Origin of the sequence: Paraburkholderia sp. C35 (genome assembly GCF_003121405.1) — a bacterium.
In the GTDB taxonomy this organism is placed as follows: Bacteria; Pseudomonadota; Gammaproteobacteria; order Burkholderiales; family Burkholderiaceae; genus Paraburkholderia.
On the sequence record NZ_QBUY01000072.1, the window covers coordinates 1 to 23,312 of the forward strand.

22 protein-coding genes are annotated in these 23,312 nt (G+C 60.9%); 11 read left to right on the forward strand and 11 right to left on the reverse strand.

What is annotated here, in order from left to right:
- Nucleotides 1-187 precede the first annotated feature (187 nt).
- On the forward strand, nt 188-1,909 hold the full coding sequence (gene poxB / locus DK391_RS30510) for a ubiquinone-dependent pyruvate dehydrogenase (RefSeq protein WP_109481726.1): 1,722 nt from the start codon (nt 188-190) through the stop codon (nt 1,907-1,909).
- A 134-nt stretch (nt 1,910-2,043) separates the two neighbouring features.
- Here poxB and DK391_RS44500 read toward each other — a convergent pair whose 3' ends face one another.
- The gene (locus DK391_RS44500) at nt 2,044-2,238 is read right to left on the reverse strand and encodes a hypothetical protein (protein WP_162600949.1); all 195 of its coding nucleotides are present in this window, start codon (nt 2,236-2,238) and stop codon (nt 2,044-2,046) included.
- Between the two features lie 39 nt (nt 2,239-2,277).
- Here DK391_RS44500 and DK391_RS30520 point away from each other — a divergent pair, with 39 nt between their 5' ends.
- On the forward strand, nt 2,278-2,541 hold the full coding sequence (locus DK391_RS30520; RefSeq protein ID WP_109481728.1) for a hypothetical protein: 264 nt from the start codon (nt 2,278-2,280) through the stop codon (nt 2,539-2,541).
- Between the two features lie 88 nt (nt 2,542-2,629).
- On the opposite strand, the gene DK391_RS30525 is transcribed toward DK391_RS30520, so the two are convergent.
- Nucleotides 2,630-3,424: an alpha/beta hydrolase gene (locus DK391_RS30525; protein ID WP_109481729.1), complete on the reverse strand. Its 795-nt coding sequence runs from the start codon at nt 3,422-3,424 to the stop codon at nt 2,630-2,632.
- A 97-nt stretch (nt 3,425-3,521) separates the two neighbouring features.
- A complete protein-coding gene (locus DK391_RS30530) occupies nt 3,522-3,887 on the reverse strand; it encodes a DUF4148 domain-containing protein (RefSeq protein ID WP_109481730.1) in 366 nt (121 codons plus the stop codon).
- Between the two features lie 881 nt (nt 3,888-4,768).
- Between DK391_RS30530 and DK391_RS30540 the strand changes: the two genes are divergently transcribed.
- The 6 genes from DK391_RS30540 to hutC (DK391_RS30565) all read left to right on the forward strand — a co-directional run bounded on the left by DK391_RS30540 (nt 4,769) and on the right by hutC (DK391_RS30565) (nt 10,510).
- Nucleotides 4,769-5,611, forward strand: coding sequence for a transporter substrate-binding domain-containing protein (locus DK391_RS30540; RefSeq protein ID WP_204117474.1), 843 nt, complete (start codon nt 4,769-4,771; stop codon nt 5,609-5,611).
- Nucleotides 5,612-5,728: 117 nt separating this feature from the next.
- Entirely contained in the window at nt 5,729-6,451 is a 723-nt protein-coding gene (locus DK391_RS30545; RefSeq protein WP_109481733.1) for an ABC transporter permease subunit, read from the forward strand.
- A 15-nt stretch (nt 6,452-6,466) separates the two neighbouring features.
- The gene (locus DK391_RS30550; protein WP_109481734.1) at nt 6,467-7,219 is read left to right on the forward strand and encodes an ABC transporter permease subunit; all 753 of its coding nucleotides are present in this window, start codon (nt 6,467-6,469) and stop codon (nt 7,217-7,219) included.
- Nucleotides 7,220-7,240: 21 nt separating this feature from the next.
- Nucleotides 7,241-8,032, forward strand: coding sequence for an ATP-binding cassette domain-containing protein (locus tag DK391_RS30555; protein ID WP_109481735.1), 792 nt, complete (start codon nt 7,241-7,243; stop codon nt 8,030-8,032).
- Nucleotides 8,033-8,108: 76 nt separating this feature from the next.
- Nucleotides 8,109-9,719 (forward strand): histidine ammonia-lyase, encoded by a 1,611-nt coding sequence (hutH, locus tag DK391_RS30560; RefSeq protein ID WP_109481736.1) that lies wholly within the window; start codon nt 8,109-8,111, stop codon nt 9,717-9,719.
- Nucleotides 9,720-9,751: 32 nt separating this feature from the next.
- Complete coding sequence (gene hutC, locus DK391_RS30565; RefSeq protein WP_109481737.1) at nt 9,752-10,510, forward strand: histidine utilization repressor; 759 nt, start codon at nt 9,752-9,754, stop codon at nt 10,508-10,510.
- A 67-nt stretch (nt 10,511-10,577) separates the two neighbouring features.
- On the opposite strand, the gene DK391_RS30570 is transcribed toward hutC (DK391_RS30565), so the two are convergent.
- Complete coding sequence (locus tag DK391_RS30570; protein ID WP_109481738.1) at nt 10,578-10,916, reverse strand: helix-turn-helix domain-containing protein; 339 nt, start codon at nt 10,914-10,916, stop codon at nt 10,578-10,580.
- Between the two features lie 137 nt (nt 10,917-11,053).
- Here DK391_RS30570 and gstA point away from each other — a divergent pair, with 137 nt between their 5' ends.
- Entirely contained in the window at nt 11,054-11,689 is a 636-nt protein-coding gene (gene gstA, locus DK391_RS30575) for a glutathione transferase GstA (protein ID WP_109481739.1), read from the forward strand.
- Nucleotides 11,690-11,701: 12 nt separating this feature from the next.
- Here gstA and hutC (DK391_RS30580) read toward each other — a convergent pair whose 3' ends face one another.
- From hutC (DK391_RS30580) to DK391_RS30600, 5 genes are all read right to left on the reverse strand, one after another.
- Nucleotides 11,702-12,532: a histidine utilization repressor gene (hutC, locus tag DK391_RS30580; RefSeq protein ID WP_109481740.1), complete on the reverse strand. Its 831-nt coding sequence runs from the start codon at nt 12,530-12,532 to the stop codon at nt 11,702-11,704.
- Between the two features lie 29 nt (nt 12,533-12,561).
- Complete coding sequence (locus DK391_RS30585) at nt 12,562-13,428, reverse strand: amino acid ABC transporter ATP-binding protein (protein WP_109481741.1); 867 nt, start codon at nt 13,426-13,428, stop codon at nt 12,562-12,564.
- Between the two features lie 19 nt (nt 13,429-13,447).
- A complete protein-coding gene (locus DK391_RS30590) occupies nt 13,448-14,110 on the reverse strand; it encodes an amino acid ABC transporter permease (RefSeq protein ID WP_109481742.1) in 663 nt (220 codons plus the stop codon).
- 10 nt (nt 14,111-14,120) lie between these two features.
- The gene (locus tag DK391_RS30595; RefSeq protein ID WP_109481743.1) at nt 14,121-14,771 is read right to left on the reverse strand and encodes an amino acid ABC transporter permease; all 651 of its coding nucleotides are present in this window, start codon (nt 14,769-14,771) and stop codon (nt 14,121-14,123) included.
- A gap of 72 nt (nt 14,772-14,843) precedes the next feature.
- Nucleotides 14,844-15,683: a transporter substrate-binding domain-containing protein gene (locus tag DK391_RS30600; RefSeq protein WP_109481744.1), complete on the reverse strand. Its 840-nt coding sequence runs from the start codon at nt 15,681-15,683 to the stop codon at nt 14,844-14,846.
- 265 nt (nt 15,684-15,948) lie between these two features.
- On the opposite strand from DK391_RS30600, the gene DK391_RS30605 reads away from it, so the two are divergent.
- Complete coding sequence (locus DK391_RS30605) at nt 15,949-16,932, forward strand: 2-oxoglutarate and iron-dependent oxygenase domain-containing protein (RefSeq protein ID WP_109481745.1); 984 nt, start codon at nt 15,949-15,951, stop codon at nt 16,930-16,932.
- Nucleotides 16,933-16,940: 8 nt separating this feature from the next.
- Nucleotides 16,941-18,341, forward strand: coding sequence for an FAD-binding oxidoreductase (locus tag DK391_RS30610; RefSeq protein ID WP_109481746.1), 1,401 nt, complete (start codon nt 16,941-16,943; stop codon nt 18,339-18,341).
- A gap of 56 nt (nt 18,342-18,397) precedes the next feature.
- On the opposite strand, the gene DK391_RS30615 is transcribed toward DK391_RS30610, so the two are convergent.
- Both DK391_RS30615 and DK391_RS30620 read right to left on the reverse strand, forming a co-directional pair.
- Nucleotides 18,398-21,805 (reverse strand): GMC oxidoreductase, encoded by a 3,408-nt coding sequence (locus DK391_RS30615; protein ID WP_109481747.1) that lies wholly within the window; start codon nt 21,803-21,805, stop codon nt 18,398-18,400.
- A gap of 401 nt (nt 21,806-22,206) precedes the next feature.
- A complete protein-coding gene (locus tag DK391_RS30620; protein ID WP_109481748.1) occupies nt 22,207-23,019 on the reverse strand; it encodes a hypothetical protein in 813 nt (270 codons plus the stop codon).
- Between the last annotated feature and the right edge of the window lie 293 nt (nt 23,020-23,312).

Genomic DNA, 23,312 nt, shown 5'->3' on the forward strand with positions numbered 1-23,312 from the left:
GGCGGTGTTCAGCGGCTTTCTTTTGCCTACTTTTCTTTGCCGCGGCAAAGAAAAGTAGGTGCTGCCCCGCACAGGGGCGACCCAGGCAGACCACTAACATAAAGCGGATGCCAGCAACAAAAAAAACAAGCAAACCCAAACAAGCGTCGCAGACAAAAAAACCCCCTCAACCTCGAGGACGATACAAATGGCAAAGCCAACAATCGCCGACTACCTTGCAAAAACCCTGGCCGCCGCAGGCGTCAAACGCATCTGGGGCGTAACAGGCGACAGCCTGAACGGCCTGGCGTTCAGCCTGGACCAGGTAGGCTCCATCCGCTGGATGCACACCCGCCACGAAGAGGCAGCCGCCTTCGCCGCCGGCGCCGACGCCGCAGCAAGCGGTCAGCTTGCCGTTTGCGCAGGCAGTTGCGGCCCAGGCAACCTGCACCTGATCAACGGCCTCTACGACTGTCACCGCAACCAGCAACCCGTGCTGGCCATCGCAGCACACATTCCATCGACGGAAATCGGCCTCGGGTACTTCCAGGAAACGCATCCCACGGAAGTCTTCAAGGAATGCAGCCACTTCGCCGAACTGGTGATCAACGCGTCGCAATTCCCCCGCGTGCTGGAACGCGCGATGCGCACGGCAATTGAACAGCGCGGCGTGGCCGTGATCGTGCTGCCCGGCGATATCGCGCTGAGCGAAGGCCCGTCGCAAGCGCCCGTATGGAATCCGACCCTGCCGTCCGCGATCCTGCCGCCGGATAGCGAAATCGGCAAGCTCGCCACCATGCTCAACGACTGCGAAGCCGTCACGATCATGTGCGGCAGCGGTGTCGCGGGCGCGCACGATGAAGTGGTCAAGCTCGCCGATACGCTCGGCGCGCCCATCGTCCACGCACTGCGCGGCAAGCAGTTCATCGAGTACGACAATCCATTCGATGTCGGCATGACGGGCCTGATCGGCTTCAGTTCCGGCTATCACGCGATGATGTCGTGCGACGTGCTGCTGCTGCTCGGCTGCGACTTTCCGTACCGGCCGTTCTATCCACCCGAAGCGAAAGTCGTTCAGATCGACTGGAAGGGCTCGCAACTCGGCAAGCGCGCGCCGCTTGCGATGGGACTGGTCGGCACCGTGAAGGAAACCGTCGCCGCACTGCTGCCGAAGCTCAAGCGCAAGGACGACCGCACTTTCGTCGATATGGCCACTGCACACTACGAAGAAGCGCGCCGCGATCTCGACGATCTCGCCACGCCCTCGGACCCCGGCGCGCCGATTCACCCGCAGTACCTCACGCGCATGATCGACGAAACGGCAGGCGACGACGCCATCTTCACCGCCGATGTCGGCACGCCCACGCTCTGGGCCGCGCGCTATCTGACGATGAACGGCAAGCGGCAGCTGCACGGCTCGTTCAATCACGGCTCGATGGCCAACGCGATGCCGCAGGCGCTTGGCGCGCAGGCGGCGCATCCGGGGCGCCAGGTCGTGTCGCTGTCGGGCGACGGCGGCCTGTCGATGCTGCTCGGCGATCTGCTCACCGCGCGGCAACTCGCTCTGCCCATCAAGGTCGTCGTGTTCAACAACAGCCTGCTGGGCTTTGTGTCGATGGAACTGAAGGCGGGCGGTTATCTCGACACCAACGTCGATCTGAGCAAGACCGATTTCTCGCAGATCGCGAAAGGTGCAGGCATTTTTTCGATTCGCGTCGAGGCTTCCGAAGCACTGCCGGCCGCGCTGAAAGAAGCGTTCGCGCATCAAGGGCCGGCGCTCGTCGATGTCGTCACCGACAAGCACGAACTGGCGATGCCGCCCACCATCGAACTCGCGCAGGCCAAAGGCTTCAGCCTGTACATGCTGCGCGCCATTCTCAACGGCCGCGGCGATGAAATCGTCGAACTGGTGAAGACCAATCTTCGCTAGCCATGACACAGCGCGCGTCGCTTGCCGATGCGCGCTGCATTGCACTGCAGCACCCCGACATTGCAGTCTCCTTCCAAAGGTCTATAACTGAAGCAGCAGTGCGGACCTTCTTTGCGCAGCCGACAATCCAACCATCAGAAACCGGCGCTTTTCGCGTTGCGCCGTGCTGCGCCGCCCGACAGACTCGGGGGCCTTGAGCCAATCAATCGTAACCAGAACAAAGGCACGCTGCGGCGCAGGTGGCTGCTGCGCGCGATTTCACGCCTGCAGGCATCGGTCGAAACGATGCAGATGGCGCAGGCGTAGACGGGCATACGGCGAATCGTCATGCAGACCTTGACGATCCGTCTGCATGGAAGGAGGTCGACATGAAGATCCTGATGGCGTTATCCGCGGCGGGCGCATTGCTGATCGCGATGCCCGTCGCGACAATGGCCGACGACATTGCGCAGAGCAATGATCCGTCGAAAGCCGCGATGCAGAACAACGCGAACTCGTCGGCGCAAGCGACGACGGACGTGTCGTACGGCGGCGCGATGGATACGCGCACTTCGTCGGGCACGGCGATGCAGATGCCGCATACGCGCAATTGCTCGACTGGGCCGCAATGCAATATCTACTTCGGGAATTGAGATTTCGCCGGTCGCACATGAGCATACGGCGCGCCTCGTGGGCGCGCCGTTTCGCATCTGGCGCCCGTGTTTGACGGGGCGCGAACGATTACTGCTGGGCGTGCTTCGCCGCGTCTTCGATGACAGCCGCGACCTGTTGCGGACGCGATTCGTAGACCGAGTGGCTCGCGCCCGGAATCACCGTGGTATGGCTATGCGCGCGTGCGTAGTACCAGCGTTCCAGATCGGGATTGATAATCTTGTCGGCGCCCGCGACGATGCCCCAACTCGGCTTGGTCGTCCACGCGGCAGCTGTCAGCGGTTGCGAGAACACCTTCGCAGCCGTCAGCATCTGCGAGTTCGCTTCGAATTGCGCCTGTTTTTGCGGCAGATCGGCCGCGAAATCCTTCGGGAATACGGATGGGTTCAGATAGGTGTAGCCGTCATCCGTCTTCTCGATTGCGCCCGGCTGCTTCGACGTGTAGCTGGGCTTGCCCTTGCCGAGTTCGGCTTCGTCTTCGCCGACATTCGGCGCATGCGCGGCGACATACACAAGGCCAACCACATGCGGATCGACGCCGGCTTCCGTAATGATGGAACCACCGTAGCTATGGCCGACGAGAATGGTCGGACCGTTCTGCAGATCGAGCACGCGTTTTGTTGCTGCGACGTCGTCGTCGAGCGAGGTCAACGGTTCCTGCACCAGCGAGACGTGATACCCGTCTTTCGTGAGGATGTCGTAGACGGGCTTCCAGCCCGAGCCGTCCACCCATGCGCCGTGAACGAGCACGATGTTCTTCACGGGGCCGTGCGCCGGCGTGGCGTCCTGCGCCATCGCGCCTGCGGAGGCGAGAAGGCCTGAAGACAAGGCGAGGACCGCTGCTGCATGCAACATACTTTTCACAAGAAACTCCATCAATCAAACACAGGAAACAGACCAGAAGGGAAATGCGACGCGACCCTGCGCCTGACAGTGGGGGCGCAGGGCCAATCGAGCGCCATTAGCTGCCGAAGAAAATGTTGCAGTAGCTAACCGGGCCGACGCACGCGTTGTTATTCGACGCCGCGTTCGATGTGGCATGCGACGGCTTGCCCGACGACGACGTACCCGTTTGCGCGACACCGCCGACTGCTTCGTTGCTTGCCGTCTGGTTGCCTTGCGCAGCGATCTTCGCTTCAGCGGCCTGGATGTCGGCCGGATAGTTGATGTCTTCACCCTGGCCCGGCCGATAACCGGCCTGTTCGACGCGCACGAGATCGGCACGAACTTCGGCACGGGTGAGCGGCGCATTCGATTGCGCGAAGCTCAGGGCGGGAGCGGCGAGTGCACCTGCTGCGACTGCGAGGCAAACAAAAATCTTCTTCATGATGTAACTCCTGAATGGGTGTGTTTAAACGTTCAATCCATTCGAATGCCGATTCTTTTAGTTCGGCATCCTGATCGAATGGGTTTCGATTCGATCCGGCTGAATGCGCTTGAAACGTCGTTAAAGCTGCTGCAACACCTGCTGTCGTACGGCTGTCTGGTCTTGCCCTTCGGTGAATCCTGTTTCGATTTCGCTTGCTACATACAGGCAAACACGGCGACGTCGAATTTCATTCCCGGCCAGCCAAACTTTTTTGTTCTGGAGTGAATAAGCGTTGTTTTGTCGGCTCTTTTATCGGCTGGTCATTGGATCGGCCAGCGGTGTGCATGCAATGTAGTGCGACGGCGCGTCCTGCTCCAGCCGTACCTGCGCACGAGCCGACACCAACTAACGTTGGGCCGCCTGACCGTGTGGATGATGAAAACACTGCGGCGCCATGCGTACGTCTGATGCAAGACCGCCACGCAGATGAGCGGACCACACCGCGGGCTCCTGTTCGCCATACCAATGTATGAGCAACGCCTGAATGCAGAGAAGCGGCTTTCAATACTGCAAGGATGAGCCGATGCCACGGTGTAAAGAACAAAAGCGGTGCAACGTCAGTGCGATAGCGGTGCAATTGCCGGTTGGAATCGCCAACTTGTCTAGTCAGCTGCACCAGTGTGGCGCGATGCTGTCGCGTATCCGATCGATCATTCGTACCGCGTGAACCCCTTGACCTAAGGGCTTACCCGAACAATTCAATAATTTTTTGGAAATCCAGTTGCGATGATTTTTGACCTCATGCAGACTTGTCTATACATGTCCAGCACGCGACACGCGCAGGGACCGTTCAGACGAAAAGGAGATTCGACGTGAAGGTGAAGAAGGCAAACCGCACTATGTTGTCGAAGGTAATGATGGGCGCGGTCCTCGGCGCCGTGGCGCTGGCAGGTTCGCCCGCTCAGGCGAAGGAATGGAAGTCCGTGACGATCGCGCTGGAAGGCGGCTACGCGCCGTGGAACCTCACGTTGCCGGGCGGCAAACTGGGCGGCTTCGAACCCGAACTGGTCGCCAATCTGTGCCAGCGCATCAAGCTGCAGTGCAACCTGGTTGCACAAGACTGGGACGGCATGATTCCGGGCCTGCAGGCAGGCAAGTTCGACGTGTTGATGGACGCCATCTCCATCACGCCTGAGCGCGAAAAGATCATCGCCTTCTCGCGTCCGTATGCTGCCACGCCCGCCACCTTCGCCGTCTCCGATACGAAGATCCTGCCGAAGGCCGCTGCCGGCGCACCTGTCGTCAAGCTGACGGGCGATCCGAAAACCGACCAGCCGACCGTCGACGCACTGCGCAAGCAGCTGAAGGGCAAGACCATCGGTATCCAGTCGGGCACGGTCTACACGAAGTTCATCAACGACGGCTTCAAGGACATCTCGACGATCCGCGTCTACAAGACCTCGCCGGAACGTGACCTCGACCTGGCGAATGGCCGCATCGACGCATCGTTCGACGACGTCACGTATTACGCAGCGAACGCTGACAAGAAGGAAGCGGCGCAGATCTCGATGGCTGGCCCGAAGATCGGCGGCCCGATCTGGGGTCCGGGCGAAGGCCTCGCGTTCCGCAAGCAGGACGCCGACCTGAAGGCGAAGTTCGATACGGCAATCGCCGACGCGCTGAAAGACGGCACCGTGAAGAAGCTTTCGGACAAGTGGTTCAAGACCGACGTCACGCCCTGATCGTCAGTCGCGTGAGTGGGTGACGCGCGCCCTTGCGGCGCGCGTTGATGGGAACGACCTGTTGCAGTGAAGCAGCATCGCAGGTCGCTCAACGGAAGTACGGATGAGGAGTAGGCCATGGCTCTGATCGAGACACTCGGCTTCGGGCAGGAAGGCTGGGGCGGCGTGCTGCTGCTCGCGGCATTGATGACCGTGGCACTGACGCTCGCGGCGCTCGCAGTAGGTGCCGTGTTCGGCGCAATCGTCGCGGCTGCGAAGCTGTCGCGCTTTCGCACGGCGCGCGTGCTGGGCGATCTGTACACGACGGTGTTTCGTGGCGTGCCTGAACTGCTCGTCATCTATCTGTTCTATTTCGGCGGTTCGACGCTCGTGACGACGGTCGGCCAGTGGTTCGGTGCCGATGGCTTCGTCGGCGTGCCGCCGTTCGTGGTCGGCGCGCTCGCCGTCGGCATGATTTCGGGCGCGTATCAGGCCGAGGTGTATCGCTCGGCTGTGCTGGCGGTATCGAAAGGTGAACTCGAAGCGGCGCGCTCCATTGGCATGCCGACCATGGTGATGGCTCGCCGCATTCTCATTCCGCAAGTGCTGCGTTTCGCGCTGCCGGGCATCGGCAACGTGTGGCAGCTAAGCCTTAAAGACTCGGCGCTGATTTCCGTGACGGGTCTTGCCGAACTGCTGCGCGCCAGCCAGATCGCCGCCAGTTCGACGCATCAGTACTTCCTCTTCTTCGTCGTGGGCGGCGCGCTGTATCTGGTGATGACGGTTCTTTCGAACCGCGTCTTCAACCGTGCCGAAGCGCACGTGGGCAAATCCTTCCGGCGCAACTTCGCGCGCAACTGACGACGGAGCGCCACCATGTCATTCGATTTCGACTTTCTGTTCGACACGCTGCGCCAGTTGCTCGCAGCCGTGCCGACTACGCTGGGCCTGTTTTTCGCGTCGCTGGTGCTGGGCGGTCTGCTGTCGCTCGTGATCGTGACGATGCGTGTGTCGCCGCACTGGCTGCCGAACCGATTTGCGCGTGCCTACATTCTGGTGTTTCGCGGCTCGCCGCTGCTGATCCAGATGTTTCTCGTCTATTACGGGCTCGGTCAGTTCGGTGTGATCCGCGAGAGCTTTTTGTGGCCTGTGCTGCGTGAGCCGTATGTGTGCGCGGTGCTGTCGCTGGCGCTGTGCACGGCGGGTTATACGGCTGAAATCATTCGCGGCGGTCTGATGGCCGTGCCTGTCGGACAGATCGAAGCGGGTTATGCAATCGGTCTGTCGGGCTTCGGGCTGCTGCGCCGCATTATTGGCCCGATTGCGATTCGCCAGTGTCTGCCCGCGTATTCGACCGAGGCTGTGCTGCTCGTCAAGTCGACGGCACTCGCGAGCCTGGTCACCGTGTGGGAAGTGACGGGCGTCGCGCAGCAGATCATCCAGCAGACGTATCGCACCACGGAAGTGTTCATCTGCGCTGCGCTGATCTATCTGTTCCTGAACTTTGTCGTCGTGCGTGTGCTGGGTCTGCTCGAACGCCGTCTGTCGCGCCATCTGCGCGCGATGCCGTCGAACGCTGCGCCGCGCACGATGCCGTCCGCAACCGAAGCACGTCGTGCCGCTCCCTGACGGCCCAAACCGGAGAATCCCATGAACGCTACGGCACCCGTTGCACTGTCGGTCAAGAACATTCACAAGTCGTTCGGCGACCATCATGTTTTGAAGGGCATTTCGCTCGATGCACATGAAGGCGATGTCATTTCGATCCTCGGCGCAAGCGGCTCGGGCAAGAGCACGTTCCTGCGCTGCCTGAACCTGCTCGAAACACCCGATGACGGCAGCGTCGCGCTCGCAGGCGAGACGCTGAAAATGAAACGCCGCAAGGACGGCAAGCTGCAACCGGATGACCGCAAGCAGGTCGATCGCATCCGTTCGCAACTCGGCATGGTGTTTCAGAACTTCAATCTGTGGTCGCACATGACGGTGCTCGACAATCTGATCGAAGGGCCGATGCGCGTGCTGAAGCGCAGCCGTGCAGAAGCGGTTGAAGAAGCGGAAGCGCTGCTCGCGAAGGTTGGCCTTGCCGAGAAGCGCGGGCATTATCCGGCGCATCTGTCGGGCGGGCAGCAGCAGCGTGTGGCGATTGCACGCGCGCTCGCGATGCATCCGAAAGTGATGCTGTTCGACGAACCGACTTCCGCGCTCGATCCCGAACTGGTCGGCGAAGTGCTGCGCGTGATGCGCTCGCTTGCAGAGGAAGGTCGCACGATGCTGGTCGTCACGCACGAAATGGGTTTTGCGCGGCATGTATCGAATCGCGTGATGTTCCTGCATCAAGGGCAAACGGAATGCGACGGCACGCCCGACGAGGTGTTCGGCGACCTGAAGTCGGAGCGCTTCCGGCAGTTCGTATCGAGCCATCATTCGCGCACGACGAATTAAAACGTTTTGCCGGCGCTGGAACCTGAGACGCACACAACATTAGAAAAGCAGTACACGTACTGAGAAAGGCAACATCATGGCTGTCATCCGAACCGACCGTCCTCTGAACTGGCGTGAACTGGCCGCGGTTGCGGCGGGTGAGCCGCTCGTGCTCTCCGAAGCCGCGCGTGCGCGCGTCGCAGCGGCGCGCGTGCTGGTCGAGCAGATCGTCGAGCGCGGCATTCGCGCTTATGGTGTGAATACGGGCGTGGGTGCGTTGTGCGATGTAATCGTGTCGCCGTCGGAACAGCGTGCACTGTCGCGCAACATCCTGATGAGCCACGCGGTGGGTGTCGGCGCGCCGCTTGGCGTTGCGGAAACGCGCGCGATCATGGCGGCAGCCATCAACAACTTCGCGCATGGTCACTCGGGCGTTCGTCTCGAGATCGCCGATCAACTCGTGGCGTTGCTCGATTCCGGTTATATCCCTGAAGTGCCTGCGTTCGGTTCGGTCGGTTATCTGAGCCACATGGCGCATATCGCGCTGGTGTGCATCGGCGAAGGCCATGTGCGCCACGGCAGCGAACGCATCAGCGGACGCGAAGCGCTTACGCGGCTCGGACGCGAAGCACTTGTGCTCGAAGCGAAGGAAGGCCTGAGCCTCATCAACGGCACGCCTTGCGTGACAGGGTTGGCGGCGCTCGCGCTGGCACGCGCGGAACGCGTGCTCGACTGGACGGATGCCATCGCGGCAATGAGCTTCGAGAACCTGCGCGGGCAGCTTGCCGCGTTCGATGCCGATTCGCTCGCATTGCGCGTGTCGCCGGGATTGAACCTCGTAGGCGAACGGATGCGCAATGCGCTTGCCGATAGCGGCATTCTGGCGTCGGTCGTGGGGCAACGCACGCAAGATCCTTTGTCGATGCGCACGATTCCGCACGTGCATGGCGCCGCGCGCGATGTACTCGATGCGACTGCCGATGTCGTGAATCGCGAGCTTGCATCGATCACCGATAACCCGATCGTTGCCGGCACGCCCGAGGCGCCGCGTGTGTATTCGCAGGCGCATGCGGTGGGGGCGTCGATCGCGCTTGCGATGGACAGTCTCGCCACGGCGATTGCGCAAGTGGCAGCGATGGCCGAGCGGCGTCTCGACCGGCTCGTCAATCCTCTCGTGAGCGGGCTGCCGGCGTTTCTTGCCGAGCCAGGCGGCACATGCTCGGGCTTCATGATTGCGCAATACACGGCTGCTTCATTGGTGGCGCAGAACCGTCGATTGGCGGCGCCTGCGAGCCTGGATGGCGGCATCACATCGGGCTTGCAGGAAGACCATTTGTGTCATGCGACGCCTGCTGCATTGAAGGCGCTGGAGATCGTCGATAACACGGGGCGCATCGTGGCCATCGAATTGCTCGCCGCGGCGCAAGCCTACGATCTACAGCCTGTCGATGCATCACGCGCGCCGCACACGGATGCATTGTGGCGCCGCGTGCGTGCCGTCGTGCCGACGTATCGCGATGACCGGCCGCTTGCCGACGACATGGCTGCGGCGTTTCGCCTGATCGGTGAAGCGGCGCCGCCGTTGCCGCCTGCCTCGGGCAACGTGCCCTCCACACCGGCGCAAGGCGATCAGGCCGGCTTTGCTGCCGCGCGCGCCGCGAATGATCCAACGGCTGTTGCGCAGCACGCGCCGCAATCGGCGGCATAAGCATGCGGTCAACCCACGAGGGCGACGTAAATATGACGATGAATGGGCAACTGGAGACTGCAGAAGATCGTTCGACGGTGGTGCGCGCGGCACCCGCCGCTAAAGCCATGCCGGCATATGAGCAGATCAAGCGTTACGTGATCGCGCAGATTGAAGAAGGCGTGTGGAAGCCGGGCGGATTGATTCCATCAGAAGCGGATCTGGTGAAAGAGTTTGGCGTGGCACGCATGACGGTATCGCGGGCGTTGCGTGAGCTGACCACAGAGCGTGTGTTGACGCGGGTGCAAGGTTCGGGGACGTATGTCGCGCCGCAACGCTATGAATCGACGGTGCTGGAGATTCGAAATATCGCCGATGAGATTGCGGCGCGTGGTCATCGGCATTCGGCACGGGTGCTGACGATCGAGGCCAGCGATGATCCGCTTGCGCTTGAGTCGTTAGTACTTTCGAAGGGGCCTGTGTTTCATTCGCGTATCGTGCATAACGAAGAGAGTGAGCCGATTCAGTACGAAGACCGTTATGTGAATCCGCGAGTGTTTCCCGATTATCTGAATCAGGATTTCACGGTGGAGACGCCGAATCACTATATGGTGCGGCTCGCGCCGATTCAGCGGGCTGAGTTTCGGATCTATGCGCAGAAGCCTAATGCGCATGTTCGGCGGCATTTGATGATGGAGATTGGGGAGCCTTGTCTGATGCTGTGGCGTAGGACTTGGGTGGGGGAGCATGTCGCTACTTCTGTGCAGTTGTGGCATCCTGCTTCGCGGTTTCATCTCGCGGGGAATGTGTAGGGGGCGGTGCGGCGGTGGGATGCGCCTGTTGCAACATACACGTCCAATCCACAGTGCCGAACGGTACTTACTCTTCTTCGTCCTCCCATCCAGGCCGGCTTTTCAGCCAGAGTCCGAAATCGCGCATGACTTCGACCACCGGTCTAAGGCGCTGACCATCATCCGTTAGCTGATATTCGACTTTCACGGGCACTTCGGGAAACACGGTCCGTTGGATCAGGCCGGCATCTTCGAGTGCGCGCAGATCGAGCGTCAACATGCGTTGCGATATCTCCGGCACGTCTCTGCGCAAGTCGTTAAACCGTTTTGGACCGTCGAGGAGATACGACACCAGCAGCAAACGCCAACGCCCACCCAGCAAGCGCATTGATTCTTCGACTGAACATCCGGTCGCGCTTTTTTTCATCACGTCTTCCTGCTCAAGTATATTTTTTGTGCCTAGATCACAAACTACTGCGTTCTTCTATTTTTGCCGCTGCTGAGCGATATTAGCTTCCCGTCAACGACCGACGGCATATTTTTCCAGATTGCGAGGATCAATGTATGAAGCTTTATCACGCGCCCGGCAGCTGTTCGCAGGCAGTCTGTATCGTTTTGCAGGAAGCAGGTGTGCTTGCTGACATCGTCAAGGTTGATGCACGCAAACATTTGCTTGAGGATGGCGCAAGCTATTACGACCTTAACGAACTGGGCTACGTGCCGCTGCTCGAACTGGACGACGGCACGTTTCTGCGTGAGGGGCCCGTGATTGCTCAGTATCTCGCTGATCTTCGACCCGATTCAGGGCTGGCGCCCGTATTCGGCACGATGGAGCGCTACCGTTTGCTCGAATGGCTTAATTTTCTCACTTCGGAAATTCACAAAGGATTTATTCCGTTGCTCTACGCCGTTGCAGCGGGAAAGTATGTCGATACCGCGAGGCCGAAGCTGGAAGGCCGGTTCAAATGGATCAACCAGCAACTGGAAGAAAAACCTTATCTAATGGGACAAAACTTCACAATCGTTGATGCCTATCTGTTTGCGCTCACAGGCTGGGGCAAGGCGACGTGGATGACATCCGTCTATAACGCGAATATCGACTTCAGTTCACTTCGCCATCTTCAGGCGTGGTACGAACGCGTGAGAGATCGGCCGGCCGTTCAGCACGTGTTGAGCGCCGAAGGATTGATGAATAATTGAAGCCTACGAGGGTCACCCCTGCCTCTGCGACGACTCCGGCGCAAACCTGCACCCAAGCCTATACCTCGACCCAGGATGCACAAATCGCGCAAACGTCACCGCAACGCCGCTAGTCCAAGTACGACGCATCAAAGTCAGACAAGGCTCCTCAACAGCAATCTGCAAAAGCTCAGCCTCAGCACGACTCGGCAAACCCGCATCGACGACATGTTCGACATCATGCGCAGGCACGACACTAAACAGATACTCAGAAGGCCGCGTAGCCGAAAAGTCCTGCTCGATAAAGTCCGGTGCAATAGCCGGGTTCACATACCGATCCTCAAGCTGCACAGGCAAACCATTCTCACGATGCACACAGATCACATGAAACACCGAAGCACCCAACGGCAACCCTAACGCATTCGACACATGCACAGGCGCAACCTCTCGCTGCACGAGCACAGCCTGATAGCTATATTCATGACCGCGCGACCGGATCTCATCGCCAATATGCGCAATCATCAACAGCGTCGATTGCGGCTTGGATTCAGCGACAAACGTCCCAACGCCCGACACACGCGTCAACAGCCCTTCATTCGTGAGCTCCCGCAACGCGCGATTCACGGTCATCCTCGATACACCGAGCGATTCGACCAGATCGAGTTCGGATGGAATGCGATCGCCCGCACGGCGCTCACCCGAATCGATCGTATTGCGGATATATTGCTTGACCTGTTCGTACCGCGCTGCGGGTGCACTATCTGCTGACTCAGGCGCAGTTGCGTGCGCATCCGTTCTACGCACCTTGCGTGTCTTCGCAAGGGCGCGCGTGCGCAACTTGTCGCGGATAGCAGGGGCGGGCATGGGTGCGCTTTATCGGCTGATAGTGACTCTCATACAGGGTCCGCGCCGTCCGCACCGCGCGACCAGAAAGCATTGCGATCGAAGTAGTTCTGCAAAAACTGACGCAGGCGCGGCTGGTTCGCATCATGAAAGACATCATGCGGTTTGCCTTGCACGGCAATACGCCCTTGATCGATGAACACCACTTTATCCGCCACCTGCGCCGCAAAGCCCATTTCATGTGTGACGACAGCCATCGTCATGCCGTCGCGCGCCAATTGCTTCATCACCTGCAGCACTTCGCCGACCAGTTCCGGATCGAGCGCGGACGTCGGCTCATCGAACAGCATGATATGCGGCTCCATCGCAAGCGCGCGTGCAATCGCGACACGCTGCTGCTGGCCACCCGACAGCTTCGCCGGAAAGGCATCGCCCTTGTGCGCAAGGCCCACCGTTTCGAGCATCGCATTGGCGCGCTTCTTCGCATCGTCGCGCGACAGATGCCGCACGCGCAGCAATGCTTCCATCACGTTGCCGAGCGCCGTCATATGCGGCCACAGATTGAACTGCTGAAACACCATGCCGACATTGCGCCGCACGCGGTTGATTTCACCCTGCGATGCGCGCACGCGCTTGCCGTTGCGTTCCGAATAGCCGAGCAATTCGCCCTCGATGCGCACGTCGCCCTGATCGTACGTTTCCAGCGCGGCAAGGCAACGCAGCAGCGTGCTCTTGCCCGACCCCGACGGGCCGATGATGCACACCACTTCCGAGCGGTTGATGTCGAGATCGACGCCGCGCAGTACTTCGACCTCGCCGAAGCGCTTGCGCAAGTCGCGCACTTCGATCAGCGGCGCCTGGCTGGATTGCATCGAGCCGAGCGTAGAAGAAGCGGGCATATCGACGAGTGCATTCATGATGAACCTTGATTTTCGATTACGCCATGAAGCGGGCGACGCGCGCTTCAGCCCACATGCCGGCGCGCGACGTGAGTTCGACGAGCGCGAGATAGCACACGCACAGAACAAGCAGCGTTTCGACGAACGCGAAGGTAGCCGAGCCGATACCCGTCAGAACAAAGGTCAACTCAGGCACGGTAACGATCGACAGCACGGCGGTTTCCTTGCTGAGCACGATGATCAGGTTGGTTAGCGCGGGCACGATCAGCACCAGCATTTGTGGCACCTGAATGCGCAGCACCGCTTGCCAGCGCGAAAGGCCGAGGCACGAAGCAGCTTCGAGATGGCCGCGCGGAATCGACTGGAAGCCGGAGCGGAGTGCTTCGGCGAAATACGCGCTGCCGTACAGGCCGAGACCGAGCACGCCCGCAGTCAGCGGTTCGAGCGTCAGGCCAAAAGATGGGCCGCCGTAGTAGAGCAGAAATAATTGCACCAGAAACGGTGTGCCGCGAAACAGTTCGATATAGACGCGCAACACACCGCGCACCCAACGCCCGCAAAAGAGTTGCAGCACGGCGATCAGGAAGCCGATCAGCAAGCCGAGCGCGACGCCCGCGACCCATGTGCCGAGCGTCGTCGCGAGTCCGGCGGCAATGGGCTGCAGATTGTGCGTGATGACGGTGGGATCGAATTGCTGCATCGTCCGGTCCTCAGGCGTGCGTAAGCCGATGTTCGGCGGCGTGCGCAACGAGCGCGAGCGCACCGCAGATCACGAAGTAGATCAACCCTGCCGCGAGATACGCCTCGAGCGGTCTGTACGTGCTGGCAGCAATGTTCTGCGCCGTGCGTGTGATTTCGGCTACGCCGACCACGGAAATCAGCGAAGAAGCCTTGATCAGCAGCACCATTTCGTTGACGAGCGAAGGCAACGTCAGGCGAAAAGCTTGCGGCACCTGAATGCGCCGCAGCATGTCGAGCGGGGAGAGGCCCAGCATGCGCGCCGCTTCCATCTGCCCCGGCGGAATGTTCAGAAAGCCGCCGCGCAGAATCTCCGCGATGTACGACGCGGAACAAAGTGACACCGCACTGATGGCGGCCACCATCGGCGATACGTTGATGCCGACAAACGGAAGCAGGTAATAGACGAGCAGCAGTTGCACGAGCATCGGCACGCCGCGAAAGAAGAATACGTAGGCGCCGCCCAGTCGCCGCGCAACGCCATTCGACGACAGCCGCGCCGAGCACACACCAATGCCGACAAAGAAGCCGATCACGAGACCCGTCAGCGAAATGCCGATGGTTGCGAGTGCGGCTTGCAGCAGCAACGGAAAACCTTGAGCGAAAACGTGAGCGCTGAACATGGCCTGTAGCGTGCAAGAGAGGACATGCAGGCGGCGCGTGCGTCGAGCACACGCGCCGCATGATTCAAAGCATCAGTAGTTGGGCATCGGCATCGTGGTCGGTGCGTCCATTGCTACGCCGAACCACTTCTTTTGCAGCGCGGCGAGGCGTCCGTCGTTGTGCATCTTGACGAGCGCGGCATTGAACGCATCGGCGAGCGGCTTGCTGTCGGCGTCCTTGCGCAGACAGTACGCGAAGTACACCTTCGCGCCGAACGGTGGCGTGACGACGGCAAACGTTTCGGGGCGCTGCTTCGCCACGTAGGCGATGTTGGTCATCGAGTTGGCGACGGCAGCGATACGGCCAGCGGCAAGATCCGCATACGCCTGGTTGTTGTCGACGTATTCGCGCACTTCAGGCGGCTTCGGCAGCGTCGCGATGTAGGCCTTCAACTGGTCGAGCTGCGCGGAGCCTTTGCCTGCACCGACCAGCTTGCCGGCGATATCCGATGATTGTTTGAGCGAGGTATCGTTGGCGCGCTTCAGGAGCGCATCTGTCGCGTCGGCAACGGGCAGCGTGTACGTGTAGCGCTCCATGCGTGCCTTCGTCACGGTGAGCGGTCCGCCGACCATGTCGAACTTGCCCGCTTCCAGACCGGGCAGCACGCTGGGCCACGGCAGATCGATGAAGCGCACCTTCACGCCGAGTTCTTTGCCGACCTCTGCGAACAGGTCCTTGTTGAAACCTGCCTGCTGGCCGTTTTCGAGGAAGTCGAACGGCGCGAACTGCATTTCCGTGCCGACCACCAGTTCGCCCGCCTTCTTGACCTTGGCGAGTTGGTCTTCCGCGTGCGCACTCACACTCGCGAACGACGCGGTGGCGCACATCGCCACCATCGCAACACGACACTTCCAGCCTGCAAAGATACCCATGAGATTCTCCCGTTGGCAAAGCGTGTCGCGCTCGACGTGGCGGGGGCGCGAGTCATGCGAGGCAGTATATACCGCTGCTTTTGCGCGAAAAAAATAATCGCATGCTGTCAAACCCTAATGCCGATGGCCCGTGTTCTGCAGAAGAATGAGCCTGCGTGCAGCGCAACTTGCGGTTGTGCTTTTGGCGGTATATACAACGTGAAACTCGCGACGATCCGTTCGCATCGGAGCGTCGTTTCAATCCTTGCGATGAAGGAGTCTTGCAATGCAGGCAGCCACGCGCATTCCGATTGTCGATCTGGCCGGCGTACGTGACGGCGACCGCGACGCGCTTTTACGCGCGGGCCGCGAGATTCACGATGCGTGCACGACGATCGGCTTCTTCTACATCATCAACCACGGCGTGCCGCAAGCGGCGATCGACCGTGCGGAGCAGGCGGCGCGGCAGTTCTTTGCGTTTCCTGTCGAGACGAAACGGCGCGCGGCGGTCAATCATCGGCATCGCGGCTTCAATGCGCTCGGCGACGCGACGATGTATCAGGCAAAACGCCCTGATTACAAGGAGTTCTATAGCATCGGTCTGGAATTGCCAGAGGACGATCCCGATGTGCGCGCAGGGCAGGCGCTGCGCGGGCCGAACAACTGGCCGGATTTCATGCCGGCATTACAGCCCGCGTTGTACGGCTATTACGAAGAGGTCGGCGCGTGTGGCGCAGCGTTGTTGCGTGCCGTGGCGGCGGGCCTCGGCGTGAGCGAAGACTTCTTCGCGCCGCGCTATACGAAGCGGATGCAGCGCACGCAGATGGTCTACTATCCGCCGCAGCCGCCGCAATCGGATGAACAGCAGTTCGGCGTCGCGCCACATACCGACTATGGCTGCATCACGTTGTTGTGGCAGGATCGCGTGGGTGGATTGCAGGTGCGCGAGATTGCCAACGAGACGTGGATCGATGCGCCGCCCATCGAAGGCAGCTTCGTGGTGAACGTGGGCGATCTGCTGGCGCGCTGGACGAACGACCGCTTCCGTTCCACCTTGCATCGCGTGATCAACGCGTCGGGCCGCGAGCGTTATTCGATTGCGACGTTCTACGATCCGACCTACACGTCGAGCGTCGATCCGCGCGATCTGGGAACGGCCCAATCCGACTGCAAATACGAGCCGGTTGCAGCGGGCGACTACATTCTGGGGCGCATCAACAGTTCGATGGGCTACCGGAAGAAGCTGGCAACAGCACAAGGAACGACATAAGGAATGGCATGACATCGAACGAAGCAGCAGCGCTTACTTCCACTCTGGCCGCATTGCGCGAAGCGCTGGGCGACGACGCCGTGCGCGTCGGCGATGAAATCGGCGAACGGTCGATGACGGACTGGACGCGTCACGAACCGACCCGTCCCGCTGCATTGCTGCTGCCGCGTACGACGGAGCAGGTGGCGCGCGCGCTGATGATCTGCAACGACGCACGTCAGAGCGTCGTCCCGCAAGGCGGCATGACGGGCCTCGCCGGTGGCTCGATTCCGCGTGCCGCGGACATCGCCTTGTCGCTCGACCGTCTTGCGGGCGTGGAGGAAATCGATAGCGCGGCAGCGACGATCACGGTGCGCGCCGGCACGACCTTGCAGGCCGCGCAGGAAGCGGCGGCGCAAGCGGGTTTCGCACTTGCACTCGATCTCGGTGCGCGCGGTTCATGCCAGATCGGCGGCAATCTTGCGACCAACGCGGGCGGCAATCGCGTGATTCAATCGGGCACCGCGCGCGATCAGGTGCTCGGTCTCGAAGTTGTGCTGGCGAGCGGCGCAGTGTTGAGTTCGCTGAACAAGATGGTGAAGAACAACACGGGCTACGACCTGAAGCACTGGTTCATCGGCTCGGAGGGTACGCTCGGTGTGATCACGCGCGCAGTGCTGAAGCTGCAGCCGCAGCGTGCAGCGCGTCATACGGCACTCGTTGCGCTGGGCGACTATGAGCAGGCAGTCAGTCTGCTGCGGCGCCTGTCGACGCGTTTTGGCAACGACATCGGCGCATTCGAAATCATGTGGCCGGACTTCTTCGACTTCGGCGTGAAGCTGACGGGAACGCGTTCACCGTTTGCCGATGCGCATCCGTTGTACGCGTTGATCGAGCACGCGAGCTTCGATACCGATGACGACGGCTCGCGCTTCTCCGGCGTGCTCACGGAAGCCCTGGAACAAGGCGCGATCCGCGATGCCGTGATCGCGCAGTCAGTCGCCGATACACGCGCGTTGTGGGCGATTCGCGAATGCACGGCAGAGTTTCCCGTCAAGCTCGATCCTATCAACTTCGATGTGAGCTTGCCGATTGGCGAGATCGGCGCATTTGTCGATCGTTGCCGCGCGGCGATCGATCGAGCGTGGCCAGGCAACGCATCGTATTACTTCGGGCATATCGGCGATTCGAATCTGCACGTCACCGTCGATGGGCATTCGGTGCCGGGTGTCGATCATCACGACGTGTATGCACTCGTCTATGACATGCTCGGGCCGCTGCGCGGCTCGGTATCGGCGGAGCATGGCATCGGTTCGCTCAAGCGCGAATTCCTGCCCGTGTCGCGTTCGGATGAAGAGCTCGCGGTCATGAAGGCAATCAAGCATGCGCTCGATCCGAACGGGATTCTGAATCCGGGCAAGCTGTTCTAGCGCTTTGCTTGTGACAGTTCGTCATGCACGAACAGACATGCATGACGAACTGTCATTTACGCTAGATGCGCGTCGAGGTATCTGACCATGGTTGGAAACACATCGATCGCGGCCTGCTTTCCGAAGATGCAATCGATATGTCCGTACCCCGGAATCACATGCCGTTCGTAGTTATCCTGCCCGAACTGTTCGACCAGTAAGTTGTAGGTCATCTCCGTGCTGGTCGGCAGATAGCAGAGATTCTCTTCGCCGTGAATGAAAGCGATAGGCAGGTTCATGCCTTCTATCTTCGGCATATACACATCGTTTCCCTCTGCATCGATCACATGTCCTTCGCGCACCATCGCGGCCAGATGATTGAAGAGCTCGATATCGTGAATGCCGAATAGCTCCTGCAGATTCGAGTGCAATTTCTCGTCGAGTTGCGCGTGCTCATAGAGCAGGCCATATAAGAACGTCGCGCGATGGCATACGGGACTGCTGCACGATTCATCGTGCCCGACCGGGAAGTACTTCAGCGCTTCGTCGAGCATGTTGTGCGGCCACTTTTCATGTTGCGTATAGGCTGTCAAATCCTTGACGCCGAGATGCTGAAGAATCTGCGGCGTATGCAGACCGGCTTTCACCCGTTGCAGCAAACCGGGAACAGGGTGTGCCGACACCTGCGACAACAGCGCGGAGCGCACGCCCTTGAGTCCCGACATCAGCGACATGCTGAAAGCCAGCGCGCCCAGACACTGGCCCAATACCTGAATCTGCTTGCCGCCCGTCAATTCGCTGACTTTCTTCACGGCGGCGGGGATGTCGTAACGCGCGATTTCATCGGCGGTAGTGGGGTCGGTCGCGCTCGGCAATTCGATGCTCACGCGCAGATCCACGAGCCACACGTCATAGCGCGCGGCGCACAGAAACTCGACCAGGTTCGTGTCGATCAGGTCCGTCGAGAAAATTCGGCTCGATACGCCTGAGCCATGAATCAGCAGCAGCGGGCCTTTATCGCCGCTGTGATATCGCGTGAGGCGCAGCGTCTTGCCGTCCTCAGTGTCGAAGTAACTGACCTGCGGCGTGGGCGCACGCAACGCGCGGCGCGCGCGTGGTGGCGCATCGGGATCGAAGTATTGCAGCGGCGCCGCGACCCCGCCGTACTCCGTGTACAGCACGCCCGCAAAAAAGCGGCCGAACTTAAGCTTGTACGCAAGGCGCTTTTCGACATTGGGCGCGTTCGTTACTTCGATCGTGCGTTGCTGTTTGAGGAAGTTCTCCGGCGTGATGACGAGCGTTGCGTGCCCGATGACGGGCGCGTCGTCAGCAGCCGATTCGCGTATCTTCGCGTAGAGCGTGTTGGTCTGCTTCCACAGTTCCGCCAGCGACGTGTGCGTGATGATTTTCTGACCCGTCAGATAGAAGTGCTTGCCGTCGACGGTATCGAGCGTCATGCGGTAATTCATGTTGCGCCGGTCGACATTCGTTTCATCGACGACGAACAGATTGAAGATGCCGTCGCTGACCGTCATCGGCTGCGGTGACAGCGCATCGCAGTTCAGCGTGCCGACCATGCGCGCCTGGTGTTGCCGGTTGACCAGCATGTCGTCGAGATCGTCGGAGACTACGGTTACCGTGAAGCGTATCGGCGTGCCGCTCGCCGGATCGTCCTGCTGGCCGTCGGGCTTCACGTCGCCGGCGTAATACGTGCCGATCATCGTCTCGGTGAAGCGCAGGCCGACCTTCGGCGCAGGCGGTGGCGCGGTGTTGCCCGCCGAGTCGTAATCGATCTGCCAGCCGCGCGATTTCGCGAGCAGCGCGCAGTTGCGCTCGGCCAGCGCCGAGATCGTCAGCAACGGATTCACGCCGAGCGAAAGTGGCATCACGGCGCCGTCCATCACGTAGAGGCCGTCGTGCACGGCGTTTCCGTCCGTACCGGAAAACACCTGGCCTGCCTGATCGACCACGCCTTGCGCGGCGTCTTCGCCCATCCCGCAGCCGCCCAGTGGATGCACGGTGACGGTGCGGTTCTGGAACATGTCGGAGGAGATCGGGTTGCGCACGTAATCGCCGCCTAGCGCGCCCGTCGCGTCGATCAGCGTCTTCTCGACCGTTTCGTAGATTGCCTGCTTGCCCGCGTTCGGCCAACTCACGCGTGGGCGGCCGCTTGCGACGCTGATCTGGCCGCTTTCGTCGTCGTGCGCCATCACGAGAAAGGTCTGCGTGTTGCGCATCGCGCCGTGATACGGACCGCGCAGAATGCTTTCGAGCTTGCGCGCCTCGTCCGCGAGCGGCGGTTCGCCTTCCGGATCGGGCATGGCGACGCCTTCGGCGGGCGCGGCGAGACCCAGCACGCTCATCAGGCCCAGCCCGATCGGTGCGGCAATCGAGCCTTCTTCGATCACGAAGCCGTCCTTCACATCCGCCGTGTCGCGATGATCGATGATGCCCGTGATGCACGGCCCCACGACGGGAATCTCGCCCGCCGGATGCGTGCCCCAGCCGACGCCGTTGATGACCTTGTCGGTGTTGAACGCGAACGCGAGCACGTCGCCGTTGCCGGTGAAGTGCTGGCCCAACTGCTTCGATACGGCAAGTCCCGCTTCCTGCGAGCGCAACAGGATCGCCGTCGAGCCGAGCGTGCCCGCCGACAGGATCACGATGTCGGCCGTCACGAACAGGTCGGGCGCGTCGTACAGATCGCGCTTGAAATCGGCGGGTTGATAGCGCACGCGCCACATGCCGCGCTCGTTGTCGCGCACTACGGAATGCACGGCCGCGCCCGTGAAAATCTGCGCGCCATGCGCGACGGCATCGGGCAGATAGTTCATGTGCGTCGAGTTTTTTGCGCCGTGATTGCAGCCCGAATTGCAGTCACCACAGCCGATGCAGCGGCTCTGGTCGACGCCCGCTGCATTCTTGCCGTCCTTGAAGGTGACCGTGATAGGCGGGCGATAGAAGCGCTTGCTCATGCCGAGCTTGTCGGCGGAGAGCGCGAGTGCGTCGAGCTTCGGCAGATCGGGGTAATCGTCGGGGACGGGCGTGGCGCCGAGCATGATCGTCGCGCGCTCGTAGCAGACGTCGAGGTTCGCCTGATCGTCGCGCAGGGCGGCGGGCCAGCGCTTGTCTTCCCACAGGCGCGGATCGGGCTTGAGCGCGACATTCGCGTTGATCAGCGAGGTGCCGCCCAGGCCGCAGCCGACCACCACGTTCACGTCCGGGTTCACGTGCACTTCGAGCAACGCGAGCGGCGAGCCGACCTGTGCGACGTCGGTGTTGTACTGCACCTGCGCGACACCTTCGAGCGGCGTCGCGGGGAAGTCGCCCGCCATGAATTCGCGGCCGCGTTCGAGCAGGCACACACTGCGTTTTGCACGGGCCATGCGGCTCGCGGCAATCGCGCCGCCATAGCCGGAACCGACGACGACGACCTCGTAATGGTCCTTCATCGCCCCGAGGGCGCTGGACAGGTAGGGGTTCATTCGACCACCTCGTTATATTGGACTTGCGCCGGTTGGGGGGGAATCCCGGCATCAGGGACGGCAGGAACGGCAGGCTGGTGCGCGCAGCCTCTTTATCCTGGACGGCGCGCCGCGAAATGCAAAGGGAAAACGCGCGTTTAGCCGCGTTATTCAAAAAATGCAGTGATGGCAGGCGTGAAAAGTGGTCGGGCGGACGGATGCCTTCAGGCAGCGGTCGCGCGAACTGCACGCGTAATCCAATGTGGGCGAGGGCCCGTGCTGGAACGAAATGCTCTACAGGCGGGCCGGATTGTTAAATGCGACCGGTGCAACAGGTGCAACAGATACATCGAATGCGTCGGATACGAACCGAAAAGCTGCGACTGTCAAACGTCAAATGTCGAACGGCGGCGTCCCCGTGCTTACGCGGCCGCCTCGATCATGTCGTCGTTGTCGGGCGCGGTCGCGGCTTCCGTCGCTTCGGCGGCGCGCAGGTTGAACACGACGAGGAGCGCCTCGCGGTTTTCGGCGTGAATCTCGATGCCGAGATCGTCGCGCAGCCACTGGCCGATCTTCGTGTTCGAAAACTGCGTGGCGTCGTCCGTCTTCTTCATGGTGACACCGAGCTTGACGGCGCGATAGTGATAGGAGGGCACCCGATGCTGAGCGGCCACCGCCGACAGACCACCTTTCGCTTCCGCGCACCAGCCGAGGCTGCCCGCCAGCACGATGCGCTCGGGCGAGTCGAGCGATGCAATGAACTGCCGCGCCGCTTCGCGCACGTACTGTTCGCTCAGGCCATATTGCAGCAGTACGCTTTCGACGGGATCTTCGAGCGCCTGCGCCCGCAGATCGATTTCCTGCATCATGCCTTCGTGTTCCATCGACACGTTGCGCTGATGACTCGCGCTTCTCAGGCAGTCGATCAGATAGCGGCGGAAGTAGGCGCAGATCGCGTAGCCGTTGGACGGCGCGCTTTCCGGCGCCGCCTTCGATTCAACGTGGCCGGGCGCCAGGCGCAGCACTTTCGTATAGATGAACTGATGCACGAGCTCTTCCTTGTCTTCGCCGAGCGCGTGCAATTCGAGCGGGTGGTAGGTGCGTAACGCGCGCTTCACGAGGTCGTACATCGACATCATTTCATGGTCCGTGAGCTGCGTGCGGCGGCGCCACAGATCGGGGAGAACGGCATCGTCGAGAGTGCGTGCGAAATCCTGGCTCGGAACTGCGCCCATGAAGGCCTCCATCGGTAAGGGGCAAGGAGCGCGGTGATGGCGGGAGGTGACCGCCATTGGAGCCTCGACAAACAGGCGTGAAACAGGTCGTGAAGCTGGACCGTCGGAGGCTGTTGGCCGCGCTTGATATTTGAATCGTTGAAACCAGTATGCTGTTTGCACGCGGTGTCGCCTATATGGATTAAGTCATAGCTGAAGGGTAAACCGCCGGTAAGACGGGTAAACTATCTTTAGACTGTACCGGTGCCGGTGTATGACGCGCGCCGCGCGGGTTTTATTCCCGATCCGGTGCA